The sequence below is a fragment of the Myxococcales bacterium genome, from assembly GCA_016716835.1.
Classification (GTDB): Bacteria; Myxococcota_A; Polyangia; order Haliangiales; family Haliangiaceae; genus JADJUW01.
In genome coordinates, this window is the sequence record JADJUW010000001.1 from 2,275,203 (window position 1) to 2,298,362 (window position 23,160).

Genomic DNA, 23,160 nt, shown 5'->3' on the forward strand with positions numbered 1-23,160 from the left:
GCTGCCATGGCGCCACCTAATCAAGCTCCGTTGGCCGCTAGCACCGCCGCCGAAAGCTTAGCCTTGCCAGTACATGGCCTGACGCTTGTGCTCGGGGCCGGCCTTTTCCTGCTCGGGCTCGCCGCCATGTTGGTCGATAACCGTTTACATCGCGCACCGGGCGTTATCGCCTATCCCATCGTCGCCAGCCTATTGATAACGGGCGCCTGCACCATGTGGCTGTCGTGGTTGTCACTGAAACGCAGCCGTGGGGCGTGGAGCTTTCTGCTCGCGATTTGCGGCACGCTCGCCGTCGCGCTGTTCTTTGCGTCGCCAAGATTTCGCGCGTCGTTTGACCTTTCGTGGCCAATGGCGATGCTGGCCTCGGGGGTCTTCGCGATGGTTACCGCGTTGCTCGTCGCGCTCGCGCCGCGCTATCGACAGTGAAATTTCCACTGCTGCGAGGGTGCGCTGCTGGTATCGGAAAATCGATACACGAGGCCGCCAGCGGCAACAGCGATCGCTTCAGGGAAACCGGCGCCCAGTGGCCCGAGGCGGTCGACAAGCGGTTGGGTAGCAGTGGCGGCGCCCGGCTTGCCCGGGCCCGCGGCGAGGTCCCACGCGGTGATGCGATAGACCGCAAAGGCGCCAAACGCGTTCATCCCGACAAAGACCGCTTGATCCGCTGGGTCGAAATCGCAGCCCGAGACGGCCTGCTTGCCGGGCAAGGCAATCGTTCGCGATGGATCAAGCGCGAGCCGACCATCTTTTCTCACCAGACACACCAATTGGTTGGTCGCCTTGGCCGCCGCAAAGCCAGCGCATGCCCCGCTCGGCGCCTCGCCGTGACGCAGGCACAAGCCCTCGTAGTTGCCACCGCAATTGACCTTTTCACCGGGGCAAGCGGGCGTCACGGGCGCGATTGGGTAAGGCCCATCCGCTAGCTCAAATCCCGCCGCACCGCCCGGCACGGCGGCGCCAATGCGCCATACGCGGATCCAACCGCTGCTGGTGATCGCCACGAGCTTGCCGCCATCAAGCGTGAGCCCTTCGAGATCGTCGCTCGCACCTTTGCCGAGCGGCAGCGCCCCGACCTGCAAGGTTTCGCCGCTATCTGCGCGCAGCAAGGCAAACGCGCCGTCGGTGCCGCTGTCGCCGACAACCAGAATGTCACCTTCGGGAAGCACGACGGCGCCCGACGCCTCGGCCACGGGCGCACTTGCGGCGAAAGGCAAAAGGGTACACCGCGGTTCAGTGAGCGGAGCAGACGCGGCGGGCCCGGGCGGCGCGGCCGCGCGCGGCGCCTCATGCTGCCTATCGCAGCTACTACCGGCGCCCGCGACAAGCCCAAGCACGTGCGTCGCGACCAGCATGCGGTACCACCTCACGGCCATGGCGCCGGTTTGCCGCATGTAGACCCGATGTGCAAGGTTTTCGCTTGCGCAAAGCAGCGGTGCGGCATACACGACGGTCGTGGCCGCACCTGATGCCTATCTGGTTAAGGAGCTGTTTGGGCCTACCCTGCAAGGCGAAGGCGCGCACGCGGGCATGCCTTGCGTCTTTCTGCGCTTCGCCGTCTGCAACCTCGCCTGCAGCTGGTGCGATACCGACTTCGCCGCCGCCGGCGCGCAGCGCCTATCTGCCGATGAAATCGTCGCGCGGTTGCTCGTGCTCGATGTGCATCACAGCCGCCGCGTCATCGTGACGGGTGGCGAGCCGTCGCTGCAGTGGGACGCGTCGCTCGCCGCGGCGCTGCAGCAAGCTGGCTTCGTGGCGCACATGGAATCCAATGGCACGCATGCCCTCAAGGCGCCCGTCGATTGGTTAACGGTATCGCCCAAGCCACAGTTTCACGACGGTCGATTTTCGCTCCACCCACACGTGGCCCCCAACGAATGCAAGTTGGTCATCGATGACTCGGTGAATGCCCAGGTCTTGGCAAGCTACGAGGCGCGGTGGCCGCGCGCGCTGTATTTCGCACAACCATGTATGGACGCCGCCTACGATCGTCATCTTGCCCGCAGCCTTGAGCTGGTGGCGCGTCATCCGCGATGGCGCCTGTCGCTGCAGTTACATAAGATCCTCGGCGTACCCTAGCCTTCCATGCGCGCGCGATCGGATCGCAAAATTCGTCACTGCGCGCGGCACGAGGCCGCATTTTGTCATGTGCGCGATCGCGAGGATTGGTGGGCAAACGAGGCGCGTGCCCCACACCATGGGGTAACGCAGCCAGATGTAATCACGCAAATTCGACGCTCTAGCCGCTCTTTGCAAGCGTTTTAAGATCAACGCAACTACTCGCATGGACAGTACTATTCACCCCGCGCTTGCGCTGCGCAGGTGCGCGCCCCTACGCAAGCACGCACCCGCAGCGCGATCACCCGCGCTGTATGTGCGTGTGTCGTAGGCGCGTGTTTCAGGCTTGGCACAATCCGTGAAGTAACTCTGCTCGTGAGGCGGCTGTTGCTTGCGTTGATGTGTCTGGCAGTAGCCAGCAATGCGACAGCCAGCTCGGCCTTAGTGGGCGCAAACGCTCCCGACGTGGCACCGCCAACTGACGACGCAACGCGGACGGACCATCTCGCCGACGGCAGGCTGGTCGTCTATCTCAATCGCGATGGCGGCACCTACTACGCGAATGCGTACCTCAATAATTCACGCACCAACACGTCCTCGGTGCCAAAACAAAATTCGATCATCCCTGCCTGGCGCACCGATGATGATACGTGGAGCAAGCTGCAATCATGCGTTTCGCATCGTTTTGCGCCATTTGCGGTCGAGGTCACCGACGTCGACCCTGGCGAAAGGACGCCCCACATTGAGGCCGTCATCGGCGGCCGCCCGCAAGATCTTGGCTTGCCCGCCGGCCATGGCGGCGTCGCCCCGTTTGCCTGGGATTGTTCGGTCATCTCCAACGCCATCGTCTTTTCATTCGCGGAGGTCTACACCCACGAGGGCGACGCGCAATTCTTGGTCGGCCAGGCCGCCAGCGTCGATCTCGATTCCCTGTGCGACACGACGGCGCAAGAAATCGCGCACGCGCTCGGCGTCGACCACAGCTTCAATGCCCCGGATATCATGTCTTATCTAAGCTATAGCGAAGAACGCGCGTTTATCGATGAAGAGGTGCAATGCGGCGAATACGCCGGGCGTACCTGCGGCATCGGTGGCAACGTTTGCAGCGAGACGCAAAACACCTTCAAGCTAATCGCGGATCGCGTTGGCCTGGCAACTGACCGCACCGGCGATTCGATTTCGCTTTCGCCTGACGATGAAGCCGCGGGCTGCAACGCCGGCGGCGCACACGGCGCGGCAAGCCTTATTTCGCTGCTGCTCGCGATGGTATTGATATCAGCGCGACGCACATACATGTCTTAGCTTCTCCGTGGGGGCGGGTCCCCCACCCTGGGGGGGTGACTCCCCACCCTAGGTTTGTGCAGTGCCGCCGCACGCCTTACGCCCAGCGCTGCTCGCCTTAGCCAAATCGATGCCTGGCCGTCTCGCCGATGGCACGGTCTCTGCAATGTGTCTCCCCTATATGCCAAACCAACACATTAACGCGGTGGTTCAAGCTAGCGTCAAGTCCGCCGCGAAGCGCATCGCGCGTCGCACGCGTTCGATGCTCGCCCTTGCGGCACTCTCCGCGGTTACGGTGAGTGGCTCAAGCGCAAGCGCCGAGCGCAAGCAAAGCCTTTCGCGCCGGGCAAGATGCGCCCATGTACTCGTTCTATCGCTCGGACACCGTCGCTCCCAACGGCAAGGTAACCATGCGCCAGCTGGTGCCGAAAATCGCCGACGGTGGCGATCTGAGCAACTTACCGGTGGGCGGCAGCATCGAGGCCGCAAATGCGCACATTCTCTATCTCAACATGACGGGCGGGTTGATCGCCCCTGGCCAGAACACCTCGATCGACTTCACCAGCGGTGGCACGAGCTACATCGCCAAGTCGACGATCGTAGGTCAACCAACCAACATGCCAGCGTGGGGCGCCTCTCAAGCCGCCAAAGACGCGTTGGCGGCCTGCGTGGCTGAGGTGGTCGCGCCGTTTAATGTTCAGGTTGTCGTCACCAATCCCGGCGCCGTGGCCCACAAAGAGGTCTTCATTGGCGGTACGGCCGCCGCCATCGGCGAGTCACCTAACGTTGGCGGCATCGCGCCTTACACCTTAGATTGCTCTGATATCGCCGGCGCCCCCTCGTTCGCATTTGCGGGCGCAACGTTTTACAATCCCGGTGGGGCCCCAGATATCGACGAGATTTGCTCGACCGTCTTGCAAGAGTGGGCGCATACGTATGGCCTTGACCACGAGATGCTCGCCTCGGACCCGATGACCTATCAAAACTACAACGGCCGCCGCACCTTTAAAGACCAACTCGTGAGCTGCGGTGAGTTCGGCAATCGCTTGTGCGGTCTCAGCCAAAGCCAGCCTTGCTTTGGCGGCGCGGGGCAAAACTCGCACCAAATGCTGGTCCAGCGCATCGGCGCCAGCGACGGCTCCAACCCACCCCCTCCAGGCGGTGGCGGTACGCCACCTGAAGAAGGTCCAGGCGGTGAACCAGGCGGCGAACCGGGCGAGGGCAACGACCCGCTCGGCGGCGACACGACCGAGCCCGGCAACGGCTACAACAACAACGTTGTCGGTGGCTGCCAAGCAGGTGGGGCGCCTTCGCTCGCCTCGCTCTTGCTCGCCATGGCCGCCGCTGGCCTCGCCCGCCGACGCACCGCTCGCAAATCGCGTTGATCTCTGCCAAGTGGTCTGCTACCTGGCGGCATGGAACTAACCGGGAAGCACAGGCGCTATCTGCGCGCGCTGGCACACGAACTATCGCCCGTCGTCATTGTTGGTAAAGATGGCCTCACCAGCGCCGTCTTCGCGGCCGTCGAGCGCGCGCTCCTTGATCATGAGCTGATCAAAGTTAAGCTCGGTGAGCGCGCAGGCGCGGATCGGCATACCGCCGCCACCGAGTTGGCTACCGCCACGCACAGTGAAGTGGCGCAGGTGCTCGGCAATATCGTGCTGCTGTACAAGGCGCACCCGGAGACGCCATCGCTTAAGCTACCCAGCCGACCGAGATAAGGCAGCGCGGCTGCATGCGGAACCTCGGGCCGTTCGCGCTCACCTTAACTTTAGCGCCTCGGCATTGTCCGGCTCGAGGCGCAAGGCCTCGGCCGCGGCTGCCTTGGCATCTGCCAGCTTGCCGAGCAGCCGCAGCGCTTGCGCCCGCCCGACGTGGGCCAATGCCGGACGGCGCACGGTGGCTTTTAGTGCCAGCACCGTGTCATAGGTGTAGAGCGCGGGTGCGCCTTTTTTCTCCGCCACATAGGCCGCGCCCAACATCATCAAGACCTCCGCATCAAGCGGCGCAATGAACATGGCCATCTCGCCATACGTCACCACGCGTGCCCACTGACCGAGTTCGCTATGGATCGTCATCAAGCGCTTGAGCGGCGCGATTTCCATTTGCTCGAGCATGACGTAGTGACCCAGCTCCGCCGCGGCGCGCGCCTTATCGCCTTGCTTAAAAAAGGCGTCGGCCAGTTGCTGGTAAGGCCCGCTGTCTTCGGGATCGAACGCTTTTGCTGCCGCGAGCTGCACGGCAACTTGATCGGTTTCGCCCAGGGCCCGTGCGATCTCAGCGAGCCGCAGCCGCACCAACGCGCCGTCATGGCCGGCCTTCACGAGCGCGCCGAAGTGGCGACTAGCCGTGGGCGCGTCCTCGGCGGCCATGGCGACCTCGCCGAGCACGAACAGCGCGACGGCGCTGGTGCCGCGCAGCGCCAGCGTTGCCCTCGCCGCGGCTTCCGCGCTAGGCGCATCGCCTGCATAGTAGTAGGCCGCCGTGAGCGCCTCTTGCTTCGCAACGTCGCGCGGCGCGGCAGAAGCCTCGGCCTTTAGCACCTCCAGCGCGGTGGTGGGCTTGCGGGGCAGCACGAAGCTGCCCTTATAGGGCGCGAGCCGCTTTTCGAGATACGTGCGAAACTCGCGATCAAACTGCGCCACCGAGCGCGACGTTATGGCGGCGATCACCTCCGGCGTCTCTTGGCCTTTGCCAAAGAGGCGAAGGCCCTGCACGATTTTGTCAAAACCATAGGTGTTGACGATGTATTCGATCGTGACCGCGGACAGGTAGTACGCGACGACCACGCCGTCGACGTCGGGCTGCATAAAGCGATGGTTGAGCTCCGCCACCGAGGGCAGCGTGCCATGCACCATGGCGGCGTACAGCTCGGCGTCATTTTCGCGCCGCCATTCCGGCCGCACGATGAGCGTTTCGTATTCTGAGAGGCCTTCGGTATACCACCGCGGCACGCGCGAATTGGACAGCTGCACCGCGAAGACGTGCGCCAGCTCGTGCCACAGCACCATGCCCCAATTTAGGTCGCCATGCGTCGGCGAGATCGCGGTGATGACCTGGCCAAAACAAACCCCCAGCGCGCCCAAATCGGGCAGGCCGACGGTGCGAATCGCGTAGTCTTGCCGATCGGCATAGAGTTCGATTACCACCGGCGTCTTGGGTACGAAGCCATAGCGCTTCGACATTGACGCAAATGCGCGCTCAAGCGTCGGCTCGATATATCGGCTCAGCACCGCGGCCTCATCGCGATGAAAGCGAAAGCGAAACGAGGGCGAGAGCCGCGTCACGTATTCTTGTTTGATGGTCTCGTCGTACAGCTCTAAGGTGTTGTAGGTCCGCACATTATACGGATCGCCCTGCCACGCCTTTTGCAACCATTTCATGCCTTCGGCCTCGTCGCCCAGCCGCAGGTAGCCAAGCCCTATATCTGCTTCAAGCTCGGCATAACCGGGCACCAAGGCCAAGCCGGTCTTGAGCAGCTCGACAGCGGCCGCGTAGCGATGCTCGCGCTCGGCCGAACGCGCCACCGTGCGATAGAAATCGGCATAGGCCGGGTTGAGCGCGAGCACGCGTTTTTTGTGCGTCTCATAGCCGAGCGGCTGGTCACGCACCCAGGCCACGGTCGCCGCATAGCTCAGGGCCTCAAGCGATTCGGGATTCGTTTTCAGCACCGACGCCAACGTTTGCTGGGCGGCTTCCCATTGATTCTTATCGATCTCGATCGAGGCGCGCACGAGCAAGGCATGCTCATGCCGTGGATTGCCGCGCAGCGCCTTTTCGATCAAGTCGTAGGCCGCGGCGAGATCGTAGCGCTCGGCGAGCGCCGAGCCGGCCATTGCGGCCAACAGGTCAGGATGGTCGGGCTGCACCGCCAAGGCCTCCTCAAGCGTCGCCACCGCCAACGCGGAGGCATACTTTTGATTAAACACCTCCGCCCACACCAGCGCGATCTCGGCATCGTTGCGATCGAGCTTCCAGGCCTCCTTTAGCGCATCATTGGCAAGCTGGTACTCGCCGGTGTAACGCGCCGCCTGGGCCAAATAGAGCAAGGCACGCGGATCTTGCAAATCGATGCGCCCGGCGTCTGATTCGGCAATGAAGAAACCAAACACCTTGCGCGCCGTCGCCAAATCGCCCGCGCGCTGCGCCAGGATGCCTCGCTTATACCGAAGGCCTTGGTCTGGGTTGGTGGCCATGGCCGCATCAACCATGGTGATCGCTTCAGCGCGCCGCCCCGTCGCAACGAGAATATCGGCAGCCAACATGACGCCGCGCGCCGCCAAGGGCCGGTTGGGCTGCGCCGCCAAGGCGCGCGCTGCGACCAACGCCTCGGCATGCTTGCCTGCCTGCTGCAACGCCTCGGCCTCGCGGAGCCCTGCCATCGCCGCCGATGGGCTTGGAAGTGCCGTTGCCGGTGCGACCGGCCCAGGCTGCGCGGTCACCTGCGCCATGCACAACGCCGCGACCGCACACGCTGTGACAAATCCGCCAAACGTCGCACGCGAAAACCTGACCAACCTCGGTTTCATTGCGTCACTGTGACAGACTCTTGGCGCGTTTGCTACACTGCGCCTCCATGCGCAAACCACCCCGCCTGCCCTTGCTTTGCCTGGTTGGCGCACTTGCGGCCTGTTCGTCGCCGCCCGCAAATCCAATCTGGGAGCCCGCCAACCTGAGCGCGGATTTTTTTGCGCTGCCATTTCCGTCCAATGCACGCGTCGATGCAGCGGGCCACCCAGATCTCAGCGTGTTTCCAGACGCCGGCAAGGTGCTGGTGCGCCGTTATCTCGACGCCATCGCCACGGGTGTCGTGGGCTTTGGCCGCAACAGCGCCATTTATTTTAGATTTGATGGTGGCCTCGACCAAGCCGCCCTGCCCTCGCCATCGGCCTCGATGGAAGCGGCTGGTGGGGTCCAGCTTATCAATGTCGACCCAGCCTCTGGGGGCTTTGGTCAGCGCGTGCCGGTGAGCCTGGCATTTCGCGCCGAGGCGGGGCGCTATATCGGCGACAACTACTTGGCCGTCATGCCCTTCCCGGGCTTTCCGCTCGACGAGCAAACTACGTACGCCGTCATTATTACCACGCGCGTCGCGGCGCAACCTGCCGCCTTCGCCGCGCAACTTAAGGACAGCGCGCCTCCCGATGATGGCAGTGGCACCACCGCCGCGGTTTATGCCTCGCTCGCGCCGCTGCGCGCCTATCTCGCCAGCGCCGACGCCCCACCCGTCGACGAGATTGCGGTGGCCACCGTGTTCACCACCCGCAGCAGCTCGGACTCCCTAGCAGCCATCGCCGAATTCATCGCCGACGCCGCGGCGCCAGCCATCGACGCGCTCGATTTTGCCGTTGGCAACGCGTATTTTCGCCTCTACCGCGGCTCCTATACGGCGCCAAATTTCCAACAAGGCGACGTGCCATACAACGTCGGAGAGACCGGCTTTATCGAGTTCGATGAAGCGGGGCTACCACTCGTCGCGCGGCAAGAATCGATGCGCGTTTCGGTCACGGTACCAACGGGTGAGATGCCGCCCGCTGGCTGGCCGATCATCCTCTACGCCCACGGCACGTCGGGCGACGTCGAATCGTTTGTCACCGAACGCTTGGCGCTGCGCTACGCCGTCTTGGGCTTCGCGATGATCTCGATTGATCAGGTGCTGCACGGACCGCGCAACCCCGGCGGCGATCCGCAGATCGCCTTCTTTAATTACTTCAATCCGTATGCGGCGCGCGACAACGTTTTGCAAGGCAGCGCCGACTTGCTGTCGCTGCGTCGGTTGGTCGACACCATCGACTTTGTCGAAACTGACGCTGACCCTGCGCGCCCCTGCAAGTTCGATCCCAGCCGCGTCTTTTTTATCGGCCATTCCCAGGGGGCGCTGACGGGCACGCCATTTCTTGCCCATGAAACGCGGTTGGCGGGGGCCATCCTCTCAGGTGGCGGGGGGCTGTTTTATATCAGCGCCACCAAAAAAATTGAACCACTCGACATTCCCGGCCTAATCGCAGGCGCACTGGGTGAGACGGTGGTGGATGAGTTTCATCCCGTGCTCGCCTTGGCGCAAACCTGGATTGATCCCGCGGATCCCGTGAACTACGGGGCACGGCTAACGGCATCATCGCCAGGTCGTGCGCCTTATCCCATTTTCATGATCGAGGGCATTGGCGACTCGTACACGCCAAATCCCGGTGCCGAGGCCCTGGCCACCAGCATGAGCGCGCCACAGCTTTTGCCTGCGCTCGACACCATCGAAGGCCTCGATCTGCGCGCCGTGCTGCCCCAGGCGGCGCCGCTTAGCAACAATCTCGACGGGGTCACGGTGGCGGTCGCACAGTACCAACCGGCGGCCGGACAAGACGGCCATTTTGTCTACTTCGATAACAGCGACGCCGTGCGGCAGTCGAGCTCGTTTTTGACGAGCCTGCTAGCTACCGGCACGGCCACGATTGCGCCCTAGGCCCGCCCTAATGACCAAACCGGCACGGCTGCCACGCGCTGACCGCGCCTACCTGGGGACCAGGACGGGTGCCAAAAAACTAGCTTTATTCGGGATCGTGTTACCATTTATTTATGGCCCGCAAGCGACTTGGCGAGATGTTGCTCGAAGCCCGTCTCATCAACGAAGACGGCTTGCGCGCCGCCTTGTCCGAACAGAAGCGTTGGGGTGGTCCCCTGGGCCGTTTTTTCGTCGACCTAGGCTTAGTCTCCGAAGACGTGCTCGTGCAAACGCTAAGCCGCCAGCTTACGTTGCCGATCGTCGACGTAACGAACATCAACATCCACCCCACCGTGCTGGCCTTGGTGCCGGCGCAGTTCTGTCACACCACCGGCGTGCTGCCCTTTTCGCAGCCGATGAAGTTTCTCGACGTCGCGATGATCGATGCCACCAATCAGAGCACCATCGATGCGCTGCAGGTGATGACCAAGCTCAATGTCAGGCCGCATTTGTGCGGCCCGCGCGCGCTGGAAAAAGCGATCGGACGCTTTTATCAGGTCGGCGTGTCGACCGCGCGCATGACGCAGGGGCCACAGGGCCCGGGTGGTGTCGGCGGCGGCGGCGGCGCGTCTGGTGGATCGGGGTGGTCGGATTCGTTCTCGGCCGAGGAGACCAGCAGCTTTGAGGTAATGCACACCGATGGCACGCGCACCAAGGCATCGCGGCATGGCGCACAACGCCTCGACACTGCCGCCGGCAGCTCGGGCCTAGCGCAACCTGCCGAGCGCAGACCCGCGCCTCCCGCCTCCAACTCGCAGGGCATCGAGGGCCTTGACGTCGAGCTTGGCATTGGCCCGGGACCCAGCGCGGCAGCAGCGCCTCGAAGCCGCGGGCTTACGGCGCCACCACCTCCACCGAACGCGGCGCCTCGTACGTCGGGCATCAGCCTGCCTCCAACCACGCCCGGCGTGGATGACATGATCAAGCGGCTCAACGCGGCGCTGCACCAGCTAAACGCACAGCTAAACGATGTTGCCGCCAAGCAAGTTCGCGACGAACAGGTGCTCCGCAAGCTGCTGGCGATTCTGATTGAAAAAGGCGTCTGCACCCGCGAAGAGCTGCAGGCGTGGCTCGCCGCGCAGTAGCTTTGTGCTAGCGTGCGGGCGCTATGCCTGCCAGTTTCCGGCGCTTATTTATCGCCAATCGCGGCGAGGTTGCGGTGCGCATCGCCAGGGCATGTGACGAGCTAGGGATCGTGCCGGTGTTCGCGGTATCTGAGGCGGATCGCGACGCTCCCTACACTCGCCATCGCGAGATTGTTGTGCTCGGCCCCGCTCGTTCGGCGCAGAGCTATCTCGACGTTGCCAAGGTGGTGCAGGCCGCGGTGCAAACGCGTTGCACCGCGCTGCATCCGGGCTGGGGCTTTCTCTCGGAAAATCCCTTGCTCGCGAGCCTGTGTGAACAGCATGGCATAACCTTTATTGGGCCACCTGCGGCGGCCATGGCGCTCATGGGGCAAAAAACGCCGGCCAAGCGCGCCATGGCGGCCGCCGGCCTGACGATGATTCCCGGCAGCGACGGCCCGCTGGCAAGCGCCGACGAAGCTGTCCGAATTGCGGACGAAGTCGGCTATCCGGTCTTGCTCAAGGCGGAATCGGGCGGCGGTGGTCGCGGCATGCGCATCGCGCGCGCGCGCGGCGAGGTCGCGGCAGCCTATAACGACGCCCAAACCGAGGCCCGCGCCGCGTTCGGCGACGACCGCGTCTATCTTGAGCGCCTCATTGAGGGCGGCCGCCACATCGAAGTCCAGATCATGGCCGACAAATATGGCCATGCGATTCACCTCGGCGAGCGCGACTGCACGGTGCAGCGCAACCATCAAAAGCTGATCGAAGAGAGCCCGTCGCCTGTGCTTGACGAGGCGCTGCGCCGCGCCACCTGCGAGCTCGCGGCGGCGGCGGCGGCCAAGATTGGCTATGTCGGCGCTGGCACCATGGAATTCTTGCTCGATCAAGACGCGGGCCGGCCTGACGGGGGTCGCGGCGTGCTGCGCTTCATGGAAATGAACACGCGCCTGCAAGTCGAACACTCGGTCAGCGAGCTGCGCGCGGGCCTCGATCTGGTCAAGCTGCAAATCGAGATGGCGGCGGGCCACCGCTTGGCGCTGGCGCAAGGCGACGTTCGGCTGGCCGGTCACGCCATCGAATGCCGCATCAACGCCGAAGATCCGTCGGCGAATTTTGCGCCGAGCCCAGGCCGCATCGTGCGCTGGCAGGTGCCCACGCTGCCCGGCGCGCGGTTTGATACGCACGTTGCGTCGGGCTACGAGGTGCCGCCGCACTACGACAGCCTCATTTGCAAGGCGATCGCTTACGGCGCCACGCGCGAGGCAGCCCGCGCAACCATGATCGCCGCGCTAGAGGGCCTGGTCTGCGAAGGCATCGCCACGACGGTGCCGATGCACCTGGCCATCTTGCGTTCGCCCGCCTTCATCGCGAGCACCTACGATACGCGCAGCATTCCCGGGTGGCCATAGCATACCCGAGGCAAGGAAGCGACCCATGTCATTTGTTCCCTTAACCACCATCGGCACCCCGCTGGCCTCGTTGCTCGACGAGGCAACTCGCGCCGAACGCGCCGAGGCGACTGCCAAGCACGACGCAACGCTAACGGCGCGGCGCCACCAAGTCCACGAGGGCTGGGGTGCGGCCTACGTCGAGCGCGTGCACAAAAAAGGCAAGCTCACCGTGCGCGAGCGTTTGGCTCAGCTCATCGACCCAGGCAGCGAACCCTTTGAGGTCGGCACCTTTGTAAACTACGGCCAAACCTTTCCTGGCGATCAAATTTCGCCGGCGGCCGGCGTCGTCACGGCGTTTGCGCGTATCGAGCAGCGCTGGTGCATGGTGATCGGCAATGACAACACCGTCGCCTCCGGCGCGTGGTGGCCGCGCACCCCCGAGAAAATCCAGCGCGCGCAGACCATGGCGCTGCGCCTGCGCCTGCCAGTGGTCTATCTCGTCGATTGCTCGGGGCTCTTTTTGCCCGAGCAGGCCAAGACCTTTCCCGGCCTGCACGGCGCCGGGCATATCTTTAAGATGAACAGCGAGCTGTCGGCGGCGGGCGTGCCGCAAGTAGCGGGCGTCTTTGGCGACTGCATCGCCGGCGGCGGCTATATGCCGATGATCAGCGATCGGGTCTATATGACAGAGCAGGCGTACATGGTCATTGCGGGTGCCGCGCTGATTAAGGGCGCCAAGAGCCAGAAGATCACCTCGCTCGACATCGGCGGGCCAGAAGTGCACGTTCATCAATCGGGCTGTGCCGATGTCCGCGTTCCGGACGATGAGACGCTGCTGATTTCAATCCGCCGCGAAATCGCCATGCTGCCGTCGTCGGGCGCGGCCTATTATCGCCACGGCGCCCAGGCCATGGCGCCGCGTTATGCGCCGCGCGAGCTCGCCTCGCTCATGCCCAACGATTATCGCGAGGTCTACGACGCGCATCAAGTGTTGGCGCGGCTCGTCGACCAAAGCCTGTTTTGGGAATGCATGCCGCAGGTCGGCGAAGAGATGATCTGCGGCGTCGCGCGGCTGGGAGGCCTCTACGCCGGGCTCATCATCAATCGCCAGGGGCTGGTTGGCAATCCCGAGCATCCCGAGCAGCCACGCCCCGGCGGCATTCTCTATCGCGCCGGCATCGCCAAGATCAGCGCCTTTGCGCGCGCCTGCAATGACGACGGCATACCGCTGATCTGGCTGCAGGACATCTCGGGCTTTGACATTGGCGCCGAGGCCGAGCGTCTGGGCCTGCTCGCCTATGGCTCGAGTCTGATCTACACCAACAGCACCAACACGGTGCCGACGTTTACCGTGCTGCTGCGCAAGGCCTCCGGCGCCGGGTATTACGCCATGAGCGGCCTGCCGTTTGAGCCCGTGGTACAGCTCTCGACGCCGATCGCGCGGCAGAGCGTGATGGAGGGCCGCACGCTGGCGATCGCCGCGTTTAACACCAAGCTCGACGACGACTTCCAGATCGTGACGCAAGATACGAACGAGCGCGGCAAGATCGAAGCCGGCATGCGCGAGGTCGAAACGCGCATCGAGGGCGACATGGACCCGTATGCGGCCGCGCGCCAGCTAGATACCGATGAAATCGTCTCGCTGTCCGAATTGCGGACATGGCTCGTGAACCTCACCGAAATGGCGTATCAGGCCACGGGCCATCGCCGGGTGAAAAACCCTCGCATCTGGTCGATGCACGACTTGAAAGAATTGGTTGGAGGCCTGCGATGAAGGGCCGCCAACACGCAGCCAGCCTTAGCGCCTTGCTGGGCGGCACCCATGAAGGCTCACAAGCGCTGTTGTCGCCCGGCGTTGGCTGGTTTGTCCCTGCCGTCCGGCGCGGCGACGTCATCGCGCCCGGCATGCTGCTCGGCCAGCTCGACACGCTTGGCGACCAGGTGGCGCTGCTGGCGCCCGCGGGCTTGGTCGGACGCATCTCAGCCGTCGCGCAGGCAGGTGGCCGGTTTGCGGTCGACTTCAAGCGCGAGCTGTTCGCGGTCGCCCCGCTTGGCGATCTGACGGGCGATCAGGCCACGGCCCACATTTCCGCGCGCAGCGGGGGCCTAGAATTTTGCGCGCCCTCGAGCGGTCGCTTCTATGGCCGCCCGTCGCCTGACAAGCCGAATTTCGTAAATGTCGGCGACGTGGTGACCGCCGGCCAGACGCTTTGTCTGCTCGAGGTGATGAAAACCTTTCATCGCGTTACGTACGGCGGGCCAACCCTGCCGGCCAGGGCGCGGATTACCGCCGTGTTGGTGGGTGAAGAACTTGATGTCGGCAGCGGCGACGCGCTCTTTGCGCTCGAAGATGCGTCGGCGTCGCCATAAGCGAGGCGCACATGACGGATGCACAGCAACCCTTTGACTTACTTATCCACGGCGGCGAGGTCGTGGTGCCAGGCGGCCGCTTCGCCATCGACATCGGCGTCCGCGCGGGCAAGATCGCCGCGCTAGGCAACCTTGGTGACGTCGCCGCGTTGCAGACGTATGATGCCAAGGGCCTGTGCGTGCTGCCGGGCATTATTGATGCCCAGGTTCACTTTCGCGAACCTGGAATGGAACACAAAGAAGACCTCGCCAGCGGCACGGCGGCGGCGGTCTTGGGCGGCGTGACCTCGGTGCTGGAAATGCCCAACACCGACCCACCCACCATCAGCGCGCCCGATTTGGCGGACAAGGTCGCGCGCGCCGCCGGCCGCGCCGCGTGTGACATTGGCTTCTTTGTCGGCGCGACGCCACACAACGTGCATGACCTCGACACGCTCGAAGAACTGCCGGCGTGCGTTGGCGTCAAAGTTTTTATGGGCAGCTCGACGGGGCGCTTGCTGGTCGCGTCGGATGAGGATTTGGCGCAGGTGCTATCGCACGGACGGCGCCGCGTCGCGCTGCATGCCGAAGACGAAGACCGCCTGCGGCTGCGAAAAAAGCTCGCCGAGGCCGAAGGCCATGTCAGCGCGCATCCGCTGTGGCGCGACGTCGAAACCGCGCGCCTAGCCACCGCGCGCGCGATTGCCTTGGCAAAGCGCTATGGCCGCCGCATTCATATCTTGCACGTCACCTCGGCTGATGAGATTCCGCTCATCGCAGGCAATCGCGACTGGGTGACCGCTGAGGTTTGCGTGCAGCATCTGACGCTCGCGGCGCCTGAATGCTACGAACGCCTCGGCACGCTAGCGCAGATGAATCCGCCGATTCGCGACGCCTCGCACCAGGAAGCGCTGTGGAGCGCGCTCAACGAAGGCGTGTTTGACATGGTGACCACCGACCATGCGCCGCACACGCTGGAGGAAGAAGGCAAGCCCTATCCGCAAAGCCCTTCTGGCATGCCCGGCGTGCAAACCCTGCTGCCGCTCATGCTCGACCACGTCCACCAAGGCCGGCTCTCGCTGGAGAAGCTGGTCGATGTCCTGTGCGATGGCCCGGCGCGCGTGTGGAACATCGCCGGCAAGGGGCGCATCGCGGTCGGCTACGACGCTGATTTTTGCATTGCCGACCTAGCGGCGACGCATACGCTTGCCAACCGCGACATGGCGAGCAAGGTCGGGTGGACGCCCTTTGATGGCATGCGCGTAACCGGCAAGCCGCTCGCCACCATCGTGCGCGGACAGTTTGCCATGCGCGACGGCCAGGTGATGGAGCCGCGCGTCGGCAAGCCCTTGCGCTACATGGACACGCTGATGCCTCAGCGCAACCGCGCGCCGTCGCGGCCCTTGAGTTTTCGTTAATGCCGAAAGCCGCCCGCGAATGCACCCAGTGCGGCGCCTGCTGCGTGGCGCCTGATATCACGGCGCTAGGCAAACCGATCGGCGTGCCGTGCAAACACCTTGGCGATGACCTGCGCTGCACCATCTATGAGACCAGGCCCAGCGTGTGTCGCGGCTACCAGGCCGACGAGCTATGCGAACTAATTGCCGCGCCTACCCTGCCTCAGCGCGTACGCAAATACCTCGACGTGTTCGGCATCGCCTAGGGGGCGTCCCTCGTTTCTGAGCATAGACCAGGCGTGTGATTTGCCCTAATGCGAATGTGGGATCTGGGGTTTTGGACTGCGCATGCAGACCGGTAGGTGGGCGCACATGTCTTCCTGCTCGCGGATAGCGCCCCGCCCGGGCTGCGCGAGACGCCTGTGGTATCCACCACCGGCGGTGCCCGCCACACCGCCCTGCAATCTACGCTCGCGGAAGAAACGTGCGCCCACCTGCCTTTAGTGCAATGGCGAATTCTTCTTAGGCCGGCGCCCCATGGCAAAGCATGCGATCGCAAAGGACGTCGAAAATGCAAGCACGACCTTGGCGATGACGGCAACGACGTACGGAAAGCCAGCGTACGCGAAGACCGCCGAAATCACGGCCAGGACAAACCATATGACTGCCCAATAAAACATTGCTTCGCCTTACCGACAATTCTATCGGTGCCACGCACGCGCCGCAAGAGGCATCGTCTCGTGCGCCACCGATGAACCACTATTCGCGGGTGCTTAGGTCCAATGTCTCGATGCGATCGTCACGGGCCGGCGCGCGTCGGGTAGGTGTACGTTTTGGGGCAGGCCGCGTCGGTGCTGTTGGCGGCTTCGGTCCGGTGAGGCGCAGCTCTGGCGCAACGTCGGCGGGGACAGCGACGGGGCTCGCGGCCGGAATTTGCGCGGCGGCCGCATCGACGACTGGCTTGGCTGCGGCTGGCTCGCCCGCGGGGAGCGCGACAGGTGACGGCCGCAGTTTGCCGTCGCTGCCCATGACGTAGTTGGTGTCGGGCACGAGTTCAAAGTCGTAGAGGAATTCATTGGGTTCCTCGCCATCGGGAAGCCCTTTGCCATGCCACTCACCATGCGCATGACCATGTGCATCACCACGCGCTTCGCCGGGCCAATCGGCATGCCATGTTTCCGCGTCGCCAAAGGCGAGCTTCTCGCCGACGGAGGCGTCGACGCGCACCTGGCGGCCAACGGGCACGTCGACGACTACCTCAATATTTTGGCCACGAAATTTCTCGGTCGGCGTGATTAAAAAATGGCTGCCGAGGTCGAGCGTATCGCCCTGCCACGTCGCCTGGTACTGGGTTTTTTCGGCCCGCGCCTTGGCCGCCGCTTCGCTGGTGCCCGCGGCAAATTTGCGCACCGCCACCGCATAGCCATCGCCCGCGCTTTTGCGAAACGAAACGCGCACAATCGACAGCTTCATCGTTTGCTCGTCGACATCCCAACCATTTAGATCGCCTTGGACCCACCAATTGTTGTACGTCGGGCGCGGTTGGCTGACGGTCAACCGCATGACATCGGTGGGCGCCAGCGGCGGCGCGGTGAGCTGCTGCTCGACGTGCTCATACGTGCGCAGATCGCCCGATATATTCACCGCAAATAAGGTCGCGCTCACCCACCCCAAGGCCCATAGCCCGCCAAAGGTCCATCCCAGCGCCGCGTTGCGCCCCGCACCCACCACGCGCCTAAAGAGCCAGATGACAAACCCCAGCGCCGGCACCAAGAAAAACAATACCGCGGTGGCCCATGCCAAGGTTTCCTGCCACGCACTGCTCCACAGATAGTCGCGCAGCGGCCACCAAGCGGCGCTGCCAATCGCGAGCGCAAACAGGGTGACAAACAAGCTAAACGCCATGACCCCGGCGATGAATAAGAAAAACACTTGAAACAGCACGCGGATGGCGTGGCCGATGCCGGTCGAAACCGGATGCCGGCGGGCAGCAACGACAACGCCTGGCATAGCCGAGCCGGTGCCCGCAACATACTGTGCGTCTTCGACGTCGCCGTCGCCGGCCGCGCCGGCCGCGCCGCTATTCGCGCCCCACCCGTTTTGTGCCTGCCATTGCTGCGAGCGCGTTCGCACCTCGTCGCCGACGGCGACCATGCGCTGCTTGGCTACCGCAAGGCCTGCCTGCACGCGCTGCTTGATCGCGTTGATATCAACCGCCTCGCGGCGCATGCGCATCTTGTCATAAGGCGTCCCTGCCTCGGGCAGCACGATCCACAGCACGACGTACGCAAACACCATCGTGCTCACCAGGCTGGACGAAATCAGTGCGGGCGCAGAGCTATCGGAAAACAGAAAGAGCATCCAAGCGCCAAACGCAATGAAGGCATTGATGATGAGCGGCGCGCTAAAGACCCACCGCACCAGCTTGGGCTCCTTTCCGAGATAGGCCGCGATGCCGCTGCAGACGCCACCGAGAATCTTGTCATCGGGATTGCGAAATAGCCGGCTACCGCTGCCGTCCTCTAAATCTTTTTCAGGCAACAAGATCCACAGCGCGAGATAGATCAGAAAGCCGAGGCCAAAGCCGCCAAAGCTGATCACGGCAAAGAGGAACCGAACCAAGGTCGTATCGACGTTGAGGTAGTTGGCGATGCCGCTGCAGACGCCGCCGATCCACCGATCTTTTGAGTCGCGGTAGAGCCGCTTGGGTGACGGCGATGGATCCGCGCCATAAGCTGCCGTAGATGCCGCCGCACCTGCCCCGCCTGCGGCATCGCCTTGTCCCGCCGCTTGGCGGTCGCGTACGCCGCCCATGTCTTCGCCGGCATCGCGCGCAAAATCTGCCGGATGCCCCATCGTGTTTGCCACGGCATTTACCGCCTCGATATCAATTGCGGGCAAGCCGCCGCGAATCTTCTCGCTTAGCATCTCCGCGATGCGACCCTCGATATCGTTGATGATCTCTTCGCTGCCCTCTTCGGCCGCAAAATGCTGGCGCAGACTCGCGAGATAGGCTTGCAAGACCTCGTATGCCGGGGCCTGGATCGCGATGATTTGGCCGCTAATATTGATGTGTAAGATCTTGTTCATGGTGCGTCTCCAGGCGTGGCAACGTTCAAAGGACGGGCGGGCGTGGCGGCCAGCGCGTGCACGGCGCCGGCCAGCTCTTGCCAGGTTTGCTGCAAGGCTTTAAAAAATGCGTCGCCCTGCGGCGTCAGCGAAAAGTATTTCCGCGGCGGGCCTGCGTTGCTCTCGACCCAGCGATAGCTGAGCATGCCGGCGTTCTTGAGCCGGGTCAGGAGGGGATACAGCGTCCCCTCCAGAATGCGCAGGTTCGCGCGTCGCATCTCATCTAAGATGTCGGTCGGGTACGCCTCCCCGCGCGAGATGATCGCGAGGATGCAGTACTCGAGGATGCCCTTGCGCATCTGGCTTTGTGTGTTCTCTACATCCATGGAAACCCCATGGATCTATCTATACGGCTAAGCTCTGTACTTTGCAATGCATAGTACATGGCCAAAGGTTATAAATATTTTAATATATTGAATTTATTATATTTTTAAGAGGAGTGTCCCGCGTTGGACGACGGACGACGCACAAAATAGAGGGTCAAAATGGCGCCAATCAAGCCAATCGCAATCGCGGGAGCGCGCCAATCTGCATCTGCGCGCGACAGCCGAGCCGCGATTAGCGCGGCGCATACCAGCGCACCAAGCGCGGGCACGAATAACGGCACCTCAAAGCGTCCCGCCGGCTCACCTCTGCGCAGCTTGAGCACGATGAGCGCGACGTTGACCACGCAAAAGCAAGCGAGCAGCAAAAGGCTGGTGGCCGAGGCGAGTTGGGCAATATTGCCGGCAAACGCCATGCCGAGCACGAGGGTGGCTAGCACCAAAATCGCGACATGCGGCGTGCGCGTCTTGTGGTGCACGGCGCCAAGGCGAGTCGGCAACAGTCCCTGCCGTGCCATGCCGTAGAGCATGCGCGACCCCATAATGTAGTTGAGCAACGCGGTGTTGCCGACGGCAAACAGCGTGATCACGCCGTACACCCACCCGGGCAGCCACGGCGTCGCGACGCTGGTAATTTGCGCCAGCGGCGCGCCGAGCTTAGCGTTGGCGAGGCGCGTGCTGTCAACCACCGAGACCGCCGTGATGCTGATAAGTATGTAGAGCACCGTGGTCGCGACGAGCGCAAGCAAGATACCGCGCGGCAGGTTGCGCTCCGGCTGGCGCACCTCCTCGGCGACGTTGAGCATGTCTTCAAAGCCGATGAAGGCATAAAACGTCAGCACCGCGCCCGAGAGCAACAACGATGCGCCGAGCTCGCTGCCGCTGGGCGCCGCAAAATAGTCGACGCTGCCCCAATAACGCGCCCCAACGACGATCACAAAAACGAGGCCGCCGACCTCGATCAAGGTGCACAAGATGTTGACCCACATCGACTCACGGATGCCGATGAGGTTGACCAAGGTGAGCAGGCCGAGAAAGCCAATGATAACCGCGGTCACGGGCAAGCTCGGCACCAGGCCATGCAGCGTCTGCGCGAACACGTTGGCGCCGGTGGCCATCGAGGTTAGCCCCGACACCGCCACGGTGAGCCCAACGACGTAGGCCAAGATCTTAAGCCCATACGCACGCTCAGTGACGTACGCGACGCCGCCGGCCTTGGGATAACGCGAACCGAGCGAGGCGTACGACAGGCCGGTGAGCAGCGCCGCGCACATGGAGATGACAAACGACATCCACACCGCATTGCCGAGCGCGCCCGCCGCGACGCCGATGGTGCCGTAAATGCCCGCGCCCACCATGCCGCCCATGCCGTAGAGCACAAGCGACGGCAGGCCCATGGTGCGCGCCAAGGCGGGTTGGGCTTGGACGCCGTCGCTAGTTTGCGAGTCGTTGCTCATGGCTTGCCTACCGTCATCTCAGCGGGCACCACCCAGGCATCAAACTGCGCTGCGGTCACGAGGCCGAGCGCGAGGCCAGCTTCTTTAAGGGTAAGGTGTTCGTCATTTGCTTTTTTGGCGATGCGCGCGGCGTTGTCGTAACCAATATGAGGTGCCAGCGCGGTGACCAACATGAGCGAGCGCTGGAGATGCTGCTCGATCTGCGCGCGATTAAGCTGCAGGCCGGCGATGCAGTGTGTGGCAAAGCCTTGGCATGCATCGCCGATGAGTCGCGCCGAGTGCAGCACATTGGCGATGATCAGCGGCTTGAAGGCATTTAGCTCCAAATGCCCGCTCATGCCGCCAAGGCCCACCGCGACGTCGTTGCCGATAACCTGCGCCATTGCCATCGTCAGCGCCTCGGCCTGCGTCGGGTTAACCTTGCCTGGCATGATCGAGCTGCCTGGTTCATTGGCGGGCAATACTAGCTCGCCCAGCCCGCAACGAGGTCCCGAACCGAGCAAGCGAATATCGTTTCCGATCTTCATCAGCGCGGTCGCGACAGTTTTCAGCGCGCCGTGCGCCGACACCAAGGCATCATGGCCCGCCAGCGCAGCAAACTTGTTGCGCGCGGTGACAAACGGCAGACCGGTTAGCTCGGCAATTTTGCGCGCCACCGCGACGTCGTAGCCGGCCGGCACATTGAGCCCCGTGCCCACCGCCGAGCCGCCGAGCGCCAACTCGGCGAGCGCCGGCAGCGCATGCTCGACGGCGGCGATGCCATGCGCGAGCTGCGCGACATAGCCGGAGAACTCTTGCCCCACCGTGAGCGGCGTTGCGTCCATTAGGTGCGTGCGGCCAATTTTTACGACGTCAGTGAATTCGTCGGCCTTGGCCTGCAGCGCACCTTGCAGCGCGCGCAGCGCCGGCAAGGTCTCGCGCCAAAGCCGCCCATACGCGGCCACGTGCATAGCGGTTGGAAAGACGTCATTTGACGATTGCGAGCAATTGACGTCGTCGTTGGGGTGCAGCGCCTTTTTCGCGTCGGTCAGCGCGCCGCCTTGCAGCACGTGCGCGCGGTTGGCGATCACCTCGTTGAGATTCATATTGGTCTGCGTGCCCGAGCCGGTCTGCCAGATGACGAGCGGAAACTCTTCGTCATGCTGGCCCGAGGCAATCTCCTCGCAGACGCGCGCGATGAGTTCGGCCTTGGCCTGCGGCAACGCACCGAGCGCGGCGTTGGTGAGCGCAGCGGCATGCTTGACCGTCGCGATCGCATAAATCACCTCGAGCGGCATGCGCTCGGCTGCGATCTGAAAATACTGCCGCGAACGCTCGGTTTGCGCGCCCCAATAGCGCGCCGCGGGCACCGCCACCTCGCCGAGGCTATCGCGCTCCATTCGTTCGTCGGTCATGGCGGCGAGCATACATGAGCGCCGCATGCCGCCGCCGTGGTATAGGTCAATTATGCCCGTGTACCGCCTCGGCAGCCGTCTGGCGTTTCCGCCGGTCGACGAAGCCGAAGACGGCCTGCTCGCGGTTGGTGGCGATCTCTCGCCGCAGCGGCTGCTTGCCGCATACAGCGCCGGCATCTTTCCCTGGTACAACGACGGCCAGCCGCTCTTGTGGCATGCGCCGGACCCGCGCTTTGTGCTGCCGACGGACAAATTGCTGATCGGCCGATCGCTGCGCAAGGCCATCGCCAAGGCGCCGTACCAGCTGACCATGGACACCGCGTTTGCCGATGTCATCGCGCGCTGCGCCGAGGTGCCGCGGCCCGGCCAGGCCGGCACGTGGATTACCGACGAAATGCAGGCAGCGTATGTGAAACTGCACGAGCTGGGGTTTGCACATTCGGTGGAGGCGTGGCGATGCGACGACCGCGACGGCGCGCCACGCGAACTCGTCGGCGGCTTCTACGGCATCAGCCTCGGCGCTCTCTTTTGCGGCGAGTCCATGTTTGCGCTCGCGCCCGATGCCAGCAAGATTGCCTTTGTCGCCGCCTGCCGCCAACTGCGCGCCTGGGGCACCGCGCTCATCGACTGCCAGGTTCACACCGACCACCTCGCCCGCTTTGGCGCCGTCGATATTCCGCGCGCGACATACATGGCGCTGCTTCCCAAGCTACTTGACGAGCCCACGCGCCGCGGCAAGTGGACGTTTGATGTCGCCGCCACCGACGTCTGAGGTGGGGCACCAACCGAGACACGCTCCAGTGGCGCTTCTCTATGCCGAC

At 63.6% G+C, this 23,160-nt stretch carries 20 protein-coding genes; 13 read left to right on the forward strand and 7 right to left on the reverse strand.

The genetic code is table 11. The annotated features are described in order from the left end of the window. Positions 1 to 6: 6 nt before the first annotated feature. Positions 7 to 426: a hypothetical protein gene (locus IPL79_10045; protein ID MBK9071328.1), complete on the forward strand. Its 420-nt coding sequence runs from the start codon at positions 7 to 9 to the stop codon at positions 424 to 426. Here the strand turns inward: IPL79_10045 and IPL79_10050 are convergent. Further along, positions 414 to 1,391, reverse strand: coding sequence for a hypothetical protein (locus IPL79_10050; protein MBK9071329.1), 978 nt, complete (start codon positions 1,389 to 1,391; stop codon positions 414 to 416). The genes IPL79_10045 and IPL79_10050 overlap by 13 nt on opposite strands. Positions 1,392 to 1,452: 61 nt before the next feature. Here IPL79_10050 and IPL79_10055 point away from each other — a divergent pair, with 61 nt between their 5' ends. The 4 genes from IPL79_10055 (at position 1,453) to yhbY (ending at position 5,057) form a co-directional block, all read left to right on the forward strand. Next, complete coding sequence (locus IPL79_10055; protein MBK9071330.1) at positions 1,453 to 2,076, forward strand: radical SAM protein; 624 nt, start codon at positions 1,453 to 1,455, stop codon at positions 2,074 to 2,076. 444 nt (positions 2,077 to 2,520) lie between these two features. After that, positions 2,521 to 3,357 (forward strand): hypothetical protein, encoded by an 837-nt coding sequence (locus IPL79_10060; protein ID MBK9071331.1) that lies wholly within the window; start codon positions 2,521 to 2,523, stop codon positions 3,355 to 3,357. A 278-nt stretch (positions 3,358 to 3,635) separates the two neighbouring features. Beyond that, positions 3,636 to 4,721: a hypothetical protein gene (locus IPL79_10065; GenBank protein ID MBK9071332.1), complete on the forward strand. Its 1,086-nt coding sequence runs from the start codon at positions 3,636 to 3,638 to the stop codon at positions 4,719 to 4,721. Between the two features lie 30 nt (positions 4,722 to 4,751). Then, a complete protein-coding gene (gene yhbY / locus IPL79_10070) occupies positions 4,752 to 5,057 on the forward strand; it encodes a ribosome assembly RNA-binding protein YhbY (protein MBK9071333.1) in 306 nt (101 codons plus the stop codon). Positions 5,058 to 5,096: 39 nt separating this feature from the next. Here yhbY and IPL79_10075 read toward each other — a convergent pair whose 3' ends face one another. Then, positions 5,097 to 7,865, reverse strand: a complete 2,769-nt coding sequence (locus tag IPL79_10075; protein MBK9071334.1) for a tetratricopeptide repeat protein — start codon at positions 7,863 to 7,865, stop codon at positions 5,097 to 5,099. Between the two features lie 47 nt (positions 7,866 to 7,912). On the opposite strand from IPL79_10075, the gene IPL79_10080 reads away from it, so the two are divergent. From IPL79_10080 to IPL79_10110, 7 genes are all read left to right on the forward strand, one after another. After that, positions 7,913 to 9,793, forward strand: a complete 1,881-nt coding sequence (locus IPL79_10080; protein MBK9071335.1) for a hypothetical protein — start codon at positions 7,913 to 7,915, stop codon at positions 9,791 to 9,793. Between the two features lie 113 nt (positions 9,794 to 9,906). Continuing rightward, the gene (locus IPL79_10085) at positions 9,907 to 10,917 is read left to right on the forward strand and encodes a hypothetical protein (GenBank protein MBK9071336.1); all 1,011 of its coding nucleotides are present in this window, start codon (positions 9,907 to 9,909) and stop codon (positions 10,915 to 10,917) included. A 23-nt stretch (positions 10,918 to 10,940) separates the two neighbouring features. Further along, positions 10,941 to 12,308 (forward strand): ATP-grasp domain-containing protein, encoded by a 1,368-nt coding sequence (locus tag IPL79_10090; GenBank protein ID MBK9071337.1) that lies wholly within the window; start codon positions 10,941 to 10,943, stop codon positions 12,306 to 12,308. A 25-nt stretch (positions 12,309 to 12,333) separates the two neighbouring features. Then, the gene (locus IPL79_10095) at positions 12,334 to 14,064 is read left to right on the forward strand and encodes a propionyl-CoA carboxylase (GenBank protein MBK9071338.1); all 1,731 of its coding nucleotides are present in this window, start codon (positions 12,334 to 12,336) and stop codon (positions 14,062 to 14,064) included. Further along, positions 14,061 to 14,660, forward strand: a complete 600-nt coding sequence (locus tag IPL79_10100; GenBank protein ID MBK9071339.1) for a hypothetical protein — start codon at positions 14,061 to 14,063, stop codon at positions 14,658 to 14,660. Before IPL79_10095 ends, IPL79_10100 begins: the two co-directional genes overlap by 4 nt. 11 nt (positions 14,661 to 14,671) lie before the next feature. Beyond that, the gene (locus IPL79_10105) at positions 14,672 to 16,057 is read left to right on the forward strand and encodes a dihydroorotase (protein ID MBK9071340.1); all 1,386 of its coding nucleotides are present in this window, start codon (positions 14,672 to 14,674) and stop codon (positions 16,055 to 16,057) included. Beyond that, complete coding sequence (locus IPL79_10110) at positions 16,057 to 16,302, forward strand: YkgJ family cysteine cluster protein (protein ID MBK9071341.1); 246 nt, start codon at positions 16,057 to 16,059, stop codon at positions 16,300 to 16,302. The genes IPL79_10105 and IPL79_10110 overlap by 1 nt, the downstream gene beginning before the upstream one ends. Before the next feature lie 234 nt (positions 16,303 to 16,536). Here IPL79_10110 and IPL79_10115 read toward each other — a convergent pair whose 3' ends face one another. The 5 genes from IPL79_10115 to fumC form a co-directional block, all read right to left on the reverse strand. Next, positions 16,537 to 16,716 carry a DUF1328 domain-containing protein gene (locus tag IPL79_10115; protein ID MBK9071342.1) on the reverse strand — a complete coding sequence of 60 codons (180 nt, stop codon included), beginning with the start codon at positions 16,714 to 16,716 and terminating at the stop codon, positions 16,537 to 16,539. Positions 16,717 to 16,795: 79 nt separating this feature from the next. After that, positions 16,796 to 19,126 (reverse strand): PspC domain-containing protein, encoded by a 2,331-nt coding sequence (locus tag IPL79_10120; protein ID MBK9071343.1) that lies wholly within the window; start codon positions 19,124 to 19,126, stop codon positions 16,796 to 16,798. Continuing rightward, positions 19,123 to 19,491: a PadR family transcriptional regulator gene (locus IPL79_10125; GenBank protein ID MBK9071344.1), complete on the reverse strand. Its 369-nt coding sequence runs from the start codon at positions 19,489 to 19,491 to the stop codon at positions 19,123 to 19,125. The genes IPL79_10120 and IPL79_10125 overlap by 4 nt, the downstream gene beginning before the upstream one ends. Before the next feature lie 104 nt (positions 19,492 to 19,595). Further along, complete coding sequence (locus tag IPL79_10130) at positions 19,596 to 20,945, reverse strand: amino acid permease (protein MBK9071345.1); 1,350 nt, start codon at positions 20,943 to 20,945, stop codon at positions 19,596 to 19,598. Continuing rightward, the gene (gene fumC, locus IPL79_10135) at positions 20,942 to 22,339 is read right to left on the reverse strand and encodes a class II fumarate hydratase (GenBank protein MBK9071346.1); all 1,398 of its coding nucleotides are present in this window, start codon (positions 22,337 to 22,339) and stop codon (positions 20,942 to 20,944) included. Before fumC ends, IPL79_10130 begins: the two co-directional genes overlap by 4 nt. A 52-nt stretch (positions 22,340 to 22,391) precedes the next feature. On the opposite strand from fumC, the gene IPL79_10140 reads away from it, so the two are divergent. Beyond that, positions 22,392 to 23,111: a leucyl/phenylalanyl-tRNA--protein transferase gene (locus IPL79_10140; protein ID MBK9071347.1), complete on the forward strand. Its 720-nt coding sequence runs from the start codon at positions 22,392 to 22,394 to the stop codon at positions 23,109 to 23,111. Positions 23,112 to 23,160: the final 49 nt, after the last annotated feature.

Coding starts and splice junctions, on each gene's coding strand:
- IPL79_10045 (MBK9071328.1), top strand. CDS start 7: ATGGCGCCACCTAATCAAGCTCCGTTGGCCGCTAGCACCGCCGCCGAA.
- IPL79_10115 (MBK9071342.1), bottom strand. CDS start 16,716: ATGTTTTATTGGGCAGTCATATGGTTTGTCCTGGCCGTGATTTCGGCG.
- IPL79_10080 (MBK9071335.1), top strand. CDS start 7,913: ATGCGCAAACCACCCCGCCTGCCCTTGCTTTGCCTGGTTGGCGCACTT.
- IPL79_10075 (MBK9071334.1), bottom strand. CDS start 7,865: ATGAAACCGAGGTTGGTCAGGTTTTCGCGTGCGACGTTTGGCGGATTT.
- IPL79_10090 (MBK9071337.1), top strand. CDS start 10,941: ATGCCTGCCAGTTTCCGGCGCTTATTTATCGCCAATCGCGGCGAGGTT.
- IPL79_10095 (MBK9071338.1), top strand. CDS start 12,334: ATGTCATTTGTTCCCTTAACCACCATCGGCACCCCGCTGGCCTCGTTG.
- IPL79_10085 (MBK9071336.1), top strand. CDS start 9,907: ATGGCCCGCAAGCGACTTGGCGAGATGTTGCTCGAAGCCCGTCTCATC.
- IPL79_10100 (MBK9071339.1), top strand. CDS start 14,061: ATGAAGGGCCGCCAACACGCAGCCAGCCTTAGCGCCTTGCTGGGCGGC.
- IPL79_10120 (MBK9071343.1), bottom strand. CDS start 19,126: ATGAACAAGATCTTACACATCAATATTAGCGGCCAAATCATCGCGATC.
- IPL79_10140 (MBK9071347.1), top strand. CDS start 22,392: ATGCCCGTGTACCGCCTCGGCAGCCGTCTGGCGTTTCCGCCGGTCGAC.
- IPL79_10105 (MBK9071340.1), top strand. CDS start 14,672: ATGACGGATGCACAGCAACCCTTTGACTTACTTATCCACGGCGGCGAG.
- fumC (MBK9071346.1), bottom strand. CDS start 22,339: ATGACCGACGAACGAATGGAGCGCGATAGCCTCGGCGAGGTGGCGGTG.
- IPL79_10050 (MBK9071329.1), bottom strand. CDS start 1,391: ATGCGGCAAACCGGCGCCATGGCCGTGAGGTGGTACCGCATGCTGGTC.
- IPL79_10130 (MBK9071345.1), bottom strand. CDS start 20,945: ATGAGCAACGACTCGCAAACTAGCGACGGCGTCCAAGCCCAACCCGCC.
- IPL79_10110 (MBK9071341.1), top strand. CDS start 16,057: ATGCCGAAAGCCGCCCGCGAATGCACCCAGTGCGGCGCCTGCTGCGTG.
- yhbY (MBK9071333.1), top strand. CDS start 4,752: ATGGAACTAACCGGGAAGCACAGGCGCTATCTGCGCGCGCTGGCACAC.
- IPL79_10125 (MBK9071344.1), bottom strand. CDS start 19,491: ATGGATGTAGAGAACACACAAAGCCAGATGCGCAAGGGCATCCTCGAG.